Source organism: Streptomyces sp. NPDC058701 (genome assembly GCF_042715295.1).
In the GTDB taxonomy this organism is placed as follows: Bacteria; Actinomycetota; Actinomycetes; order Streptomycetales; family Streptomycetaceae; genus Streptomyces.
In genome coordinates, this window is sequence record NZ_JBHXSY010000102.1 from 1 (window position 1) to 6,089 (window position 6,089).

Consider the following 6,089-nt stretch of genomic DNA (forward strand, 5'->3'; position numbering starts at 1 on the left):
CTCGCGCATCCACGTTATGCAGACCTGCCGCCCGCGAACTGCCCGGCATTGCGCCGGACCGGACGGTGGCCGGGTCTCTCATCAGCGTCTCCGACGGCACCCCACAGGCCCGGCGACACCACCCCCCAGGTCATCCGTGCGACAGAGGGGACACAGTCATACCGGGCCCGGAGGCCAGCGGCCCCATTGCAGGACCGCGAAAAACATAACGGGGGGAGCTCGGTGAGATCTTCGGCCCGGACGCCGATGTGCCGCAGGGTCTCGATGACGGCCCAGGACCAGAAGGCGTCGTCCTAGACAAGGCTCCGGTTGATCCGCCGGCCGGTGCTGCCGACTTCCTTGATGTAGACGTGCGGCGAGCCGTGGTCGAGGCGGCTGCGCCCTGGGTTGACCTTGGGCAGCACCCGCACGTAGCTCTTCCCGTCGTGATCGAAGACCTCGTTGAACGGCGTGGCCCGGGGCGCGTCCAGCAGTGCGACGGCCTCGCGGCGCACTCGCTCCGCGGTCTCGGCGAGGACCGGCAGGTGCGGGGGCCGTTCCCGAACCCGCTGGTGCATCCGCGTGGTGGTCTGCCTGATCATTTGTGGGTTCCGGCGCCGTCGCCCCAGCTGATGGGACTGGGGACGGCCCACGGGCCCAGTAGGGGTCTTCATGTGCCCATTCCTGAATGTCGAGGTAGAAGGCGCGGATGCGCATCATGACGTCAATGCGTGAGCGACGTTCTCGGACCTGGCCGCTCTTGTCGTGTCGGTCATCGGACGCTGCTTCCAGCCGCCGATGACATCGTCGGGAATCCGGAGGGTGCCGATGCCGGGGTGGTGCGGTTCGATGTCCGCCCAGAAGACGCCGACCAACTCGCTCACAAGTCTGCGGAAGGTGCCGTAGTCGACTCCGGGTCGGCGTTCATCGAGGTAGCGCACCATCACGTTGCGGATCTGGGTGGACTGGATGTTGTAGGAGTCGACCAGTTCGGCGGTTGGCCGCTGCCCGTGCCGGAGCGCGTCCTTGAGCGCGTCCCTGGACTGGATGACACCAGCCCCGCCCAGCAGGTCCCAGGACTGTGGGTGCCGACGTATGCCTCACCGTTCTCGCGCCGAGCACGGGCCCGGCGGTAGAGGATGTCCACCGCGGTGCGCCGGTCGAGGTCATGGCCGGTGTGCAGAATGATCGACGCGACCAGACGCATGTCGTCGTCGATGTGACGGGCCGTCATGCCGATGTCGGCCCCGTAGCGGCGCATCTGCTCCAGCTTGCCGTCGGGGAAGAGCTGCTGGACGTTCTTGAAGAACCGCACGGCCGTAGCCACGCAGAAAGCCGTAGCCCGGCAGCACGATCCGGTGGGACATCTGCAGGTTCATGCCTGAGATCACGCCTTTGCGCTGGGACTTCCATTGGTCATCGCCCAGGACTCCGGCATGCACGATCTCCTTGCTCTGGTCGGCGCCGGCCACTTGCCAGCGGGCCTGCCAGCCGTCTCCGGGATGAGCCTTGAGCCGGTCCAGGATCAAGCCGACGAAGCCCAGGAGCCTCACCCCGTGATCGACGCAGCCGCGGTACTTCCGGGTCGGCCAGAGCGGTGAGGCGGGCAGCAGCGCCATCACTACGTCGCGGGTGTGCTGGTCGTGCGGGCCGACGCAGTTCTTGTCGGCCTTGAGGTCGTGCTCGACGAACAGTGGGCGTGGCGGCGTCGTGCCGGTGCCGGCGAGTCGGATGCGGTTGGCGCGTCGTCGCGCTCTGAGTGCGCCGCGGGCACGTTCACGCCGGAAGATCTGGGCGCACATCGCGCCGGAAGCGCTGATCAGCGAGAGGCCCGCCGAAGTCGAGGACCCGCTTCACGATGCTGCTCAACCTGCCCCGCGAGGCGGAATACGGAACGATCCCTCGCACGAAGAACGGCCCCGCACTAGCCGGATACGGCGCAATCTCGATGGAGAAGGAACTCGCCAACACCATGTCGACGCTGCCCGAACAGCTGAGGCGATCCGTGACATGAGACGCGGCAAGTAAATTTGGGCCCACACACAATTCCGCATCGAGACCGGTATCCCTGTGTTCTTCATCGATCCCCACAGCCCATGGCAGCGAGGAACAAACGAAAACACCCAAGGGCTTCTGCACCGGTACTCCCGAAGGGCACGGACCTCTCGCACTGGTCCGTCGAAGAATACCCGAGCCGTCGCACATGCATTGAACACCAGGCCGCGCAGGACACTCGGTTGGGAGACCCCAGCCTAAGCACTTAACGAACAGCTACGGTTGCTACAAAAGGCCAGTGTTGCAACGACCGGTTGATTCCAACGCAATCATACCGGGCCCGGAGGCCAGCGGCCCCATTGCAGGACCGCGAAAAATATAACGGGGACTTACGCATGTGAGTAGTGACTACTCATGTGCTCGTCCCAAGGGGTGGTGGAGCGTGGGAGTGGTCACCTTCCGCGCGGCCTCGAACTCTACAAGAAGCGCCCCAAGAAGCGCTCACCAGGAACGACCAGGCGCATTCCGGTGCTACCGAGACCTGAAGAATCTCGAGGATGATCGCGCACTCGGAGCTTGCGGTCGCATCTTCTTGGACCATCATCTCATACATCATACGTGTCCTGCCGGGTTGAGGCGCGCATATAAGTATCTAAGATCATCGCGCGGCCGAAAAGGAGTAGTGGATTCCATGTTGGACCGCATCACTCTGAAGGGCCTCCGCGGCAGGGGATTTCACGGAGTCTTCGAGCATGAGCGGATCGGGGGCCAGGATTTCATCGTTGATGTAATTCTTTACCTCGACTCCCGCCTAGCCGCCGAGAAAGACGATCTAAATTATACGGCGAACACCGGTGTTGTGGCGGAGCAGATATTGTCGATCATCTCCGGAGACCCGGTCAACCTCATCGAGACCTTGGCTCAGCGGATTGCCGAGCAGTGCCTCAGCAACAGGGCGGTTGAGCAGGTCGAGGTGACAGTCCACAAGCCGTACGCACCGATCGCCGTATTCTTCGAAGATGCATCCATCACCATTAACCGGAGCCGCATGTCCGAAGAACGTGTGGATTGATCACGCCGTGCACCCTCACCGCCAGCTCGATGAGATACTAGTTTTGAAGGGTCTATGATCGATTCATCCATTATTGCAGAGCCCCTCGTGATGCAATTTGACGAGAAGCGAGCCGAGGCCGCCGTCCGCGAACTGTTGATCGCAGTCGGCGAGGACCCGGATCGGGAAGGTCTGACAGACACACCTGCCCGAGTAGCCAGGGCTTACAGGGAGATTTTTTCCGGTCTGCGTATGAGGCCGGAAGATGTGCTGACGACGACGTTCGACCTAGGTCACGATGAGATGGTGTTGGTGAGAGACATCGAGGTCAAGTCGACCTGCGAGCATCACCTGCTGCCATTTTTCGGGGTCGCGCATGTAGGATACATTCCCTCCGCCGACGGTAAAATCACCGGACTTTCGAAACTGGCCCGGTTGGTTGAGGTATTTGCTCGCAGACCTCAGATTCAAGAGCGACTCACCACTCAGATCGCAGATTCTCTCATGCGTATCCTTCAGCCACGTGGCGTCATCGTGGTGAGCGAGTGCGAGCACATGTGCATGTCAGTGCGTGGAGTTCGACAGCCAGGATCCCAGACCATTACGTCCGCCGTTCGTGGCCAACTTCGGGATGGCGCTACTCGCCAAGAGGCCATGAGTCTCATCATCGGACGCAGGGTCTGATACAGGGTCTCGCTAATCTGTGGATGCCCAACTCGCGGGTATGATGGCGGGTTGGCGTTAGGACCGCTCCCGCTGCGACGATGTGCCGGCTGGCAGGGTGTCCTTACGGGACGGCTTGGACCCAGCCTCGATATGCCGCTCGTCTGACATGTCCTGTCTAGTGTGTGGGTCTGCGGTGTCAAGGCGCTCGCTACATCCAGAGTGCCAAAAATACGACGTTTGGTAACTCCTCAGAGAATCGCTCGGCAAGCCCGTCCTGTATTCCGCGCACGAAAACAGGGTTTCACGATCTTCCGAAGCGACCTCGATCGCGATCGTTCAGCGGGCTACCATGTCCGGGTGGCTCCCGCCGGCAAGGAATGGAAACATGAGCACCAAAGTATTGATCGATCTAAACTCGGGAACCTTGAATGTGTATGATATGGCGCTGATGAATTACAAGAAGCGAATACTGGAAAGCCGACCGATCCTCCTCGCACTCTTTAATGGGGGGGGAGGAAAGATGATTCTCTATGATCCCAGCGGCGTACAAAGGGAAGCCCCTCCAGTCCCCTTCGCCTATCGGAGCTTGAAGGCTGTCGCGCACGTGCCCCTGGGGGTTTACGCGGCCTTCATCGACACACAAAGTGACGAGGGTGCTTTGGGGCTACAGGCGCTGGAGCGCCTTGATGCCGCTGCAAGTAAGCCCAGCTAGAGATAAAGCAGCTCACCGCCGCACAGCAGTGTGACACGGACGCCATGCAGAGCGTGCTGTCACTCAGTCAAGAATTCATCACTGAAACATGTGGCGCCGCCCGCTTCGACTCCGGAGCTTTGCAGACGTACGTGCGGGCCTGTGGTCCAGACATCGCCCGATGCATGGAGAGCGCCGCCTCTATCCAGGTAGCCCATTGGATGAAGGTACTCGAAGTATGGCAAGCCCATTTGGGCAACGACTGGCAACGACTCCGCGCTGCCACCAACACTCTGTTCGTCGCACGCCGGGGAAACGTCCTCTACACGGTTCTAGCCCAGTACATGGACGAGGAGGCAATAGGGAACCGACTGCTTCTTTTCGAGACCCCCGAGTTCACCACGACGCCAGATGCGATGTTGGAGCTCCTCGCCCGGGTTGAGGCAGATCGCGAACTCGGGCACACCTTCTTCGCTGACGCCCACCTCATGGATGTCGACATCCTTGCGAGCGCAGCTCGACGTGCTGTCCAGCGTGAAGCGCAATCGCGCAACATGACCCCAATCCTGCCGCCCCTAGCCTCCTTCGACTCCCACGCATGGCCATGGCCCACTGATCCGCTCTCAGGGAGCGGCCTCACCACGCTCGATGAGGCGCTGTCACGACTCACCGCAACTGCGGTAAGTCAATCGTTCGAGCGTAACTCCCGCTGGAACGCCGCGCCGGCTCGCGGTGATGCTGGACAAATGCAGCGGGGACTGTAAAACGTTCGGTGTAACTCCCGATCATGGAAGATGCATCGATGACCAGCAACAACGTGACCGAGACTGAGACCGTCGAGCCGTCTGAGGCGGTGCCGTCGAAGTCCATGGACGACCGGCTGATCGACGAGCTCGTGGGTCGGGCTCAGGCCGAGGGCCTGCAGCTGACCGGTGAGGGCGGGCTGCTCCAGCAGCTGACGAAGCGGCTGCTGGAGTCCGCTCTCGAGGGCGAGATCACCGACCACCTCGGCTATGACAAGCACGATCCCGCCGGGAAGAACGGCGGCAACTCACGCAACGGCACCCGGGCCAAGACCGTGCTGACCGAGGTCGGCCCGGTGGAGATAGCCGTGCCCCGCGACCGCGGGGGTTCCTTCGAGCCGAAGATCGTCAAGAAGCGGCAGAAGCGTCTTTCCGGCGTGGACGAGATGGTCATCTCGCTTGCCGCGAAGGGTCTGACGACCGGCGAGGTCCAGGCTCACCTGGCCGAGGTCTATAACGTGGAGGTGTCGCGCCAGACGATCTCCACGATCACCGACAAGGTCCTCGAGGGCATGGCCGAGTGGCAGAACCGGCCCCTGGACGCCGTCTATCCGGTGATCTTCATCGACGCGATCCACGTGAAGGTCCGCGACGGCGCGGTGGCCAACCGGCCCATCTATGTGGCTCTGGCCGTCACGGCCGATGGCCGGCGGGACATCCTCGGGCTGTGGGCCGGCGATGGCGGTGAGGGCGCCAAGCACTGGATGCACATCCTCACCGAGATCAAGAACCGCGGCGTGAACGACGTCCTCATGCTCGTCTGCGACGGACTCAAGGGCCTGCCCGACGCGGTCGAGGCCGTCTGGCCCCGCACGGTCGTGCAGACCTGCGTGGTCCACCTGCTGCGGAACTCCTTCCGCTATGCCGCCCGCCAGGACTGGGACAAGATCGCCAAGGTGCTCAA

Annotated in this window: 8 protein-coding genes and 1 pseudogene; 6 read left to right on the top strand and 3 right to left on the bottom strand. The window is 62.2% G+C overall.

The window, feature by feature from the left end; genetic code table 11:
- Window positions 1-293: 293 nt before the first annotated feature.
- The 3 genes from ACFWW8_RS37870 to ACFWW8_RS37880 all read right to left on the bottom strand — a co-directional run bounded on the left by ACFWW8_RS37870 (window position 294) and on the right by ACFWW8_RS37880 (window position 1,781).
- Window positions 294-581: a hypothetical protein gene (locus tag ACFWW8_RS37870; RefSeq protein WP_386537317.1), complete on the bottom strand. Its 288-nt coding sequence runs from the start codon at window positions 579-581 to the stop codon at window positions 294-296.
- Window positions 582-695: 114 nt separating this feature from the next.
- Window positions 696-923, bottom strand: coding sequence for a hypothetical protein (locus tag ACFWW8_RS37875; RefSeq protein ID WP_386537320.1), 228 nt, complete (start codon window positions 921-923; stop codon window positions 696-698).
- Between the two features lie 222 nt (window positions 924-1,145).
- Complete coding sequence (locus tag ACFWW8_RS37880; RefSeq protein ID WP_386537335.1) at window positions 1,146-1,781, bottom strand: hypothetical protein; 636 nt, start codon at window positions 1,779-1,781, stop codon at window positions 1,146-1,148.
- Between ACFWW8_RS37880 and ACFWW8_RS37885 the strand changes: the two are divergent.
- The 6 genes and pseudogenes from ACFWW8_RS37885 to ACFWW8_RS37910 all read left to right on the top strand — a co-directional run.
- Window positions 1,717-2,235, top strand: a pseudogene (locus ACFWW8_RS37885) (IS30 family transposase); the annotation flags it as partial. The gene ACFWW8_RS37880 and the pseudogene ACFWW8_RS37885 sit on opposite strands and share 65 nt — an antisense overlap.
- 433 nt (window positions 2,236-2,668) lie before the next feature.
- Complete coding sequence (gene folB, locus ACFWW8_RS37890; RefSeq protein WP_386537330.1) at window positions 2,669-3,046, top strand: dihydroneopterin aldolase; 378 nt, start codon at window positions 2,669-2,671, stop codon at window positions 3,044-3,046.
- A 54-nt stretch (window positions 3,047-3,100) separates the two neighbouring features.
- Window positions 3,101-3,709, top strand: coding sequence for a GTP cyclohydrolase I FolE (folE, locus tag ACFWW8_RS37895; protein WP_386537322.1), 609 nt, complete (start codon window positions 3,101-3,103; stop codon window positions 3,707-3,709).
- Between the two features lie 367 nt (window positions 3,710-4,076).
- Window positions 4,077-4,403, top strand: a complete 327-nt coding sequence (locus tag ACFWW8_RS37900) for a hypothetical protein (protein WP_386537324.1) — start codon at window positions 4,077-4,079, stop codon at window positions 4,401-4,403.
- A 44-nt stretch (window positions 4,404-4,447) separates the two neighbouring features.
- On the top strand, window positions 4,448-5,146 hold the full coding sequence (locus tag ACFWW8_RS37905; protein WP_386537327.1) for a hypothetical protein: 699 nt from the start codon (window positions 4,448-4,450) through the stop codon (window positions 5,144-5,146).
- A 104-nt stretch (window positions 5,147-5,250) separates the two neighbouring features.
- Window positions 5,251-6,089, top strand: an 839-nt coding sequence (locus tag ACFWW8_RS37910) for an IS256 family transposase (protein ID WP_386537332.1), incomplete at its 3' end; no start/stop codon positions are given.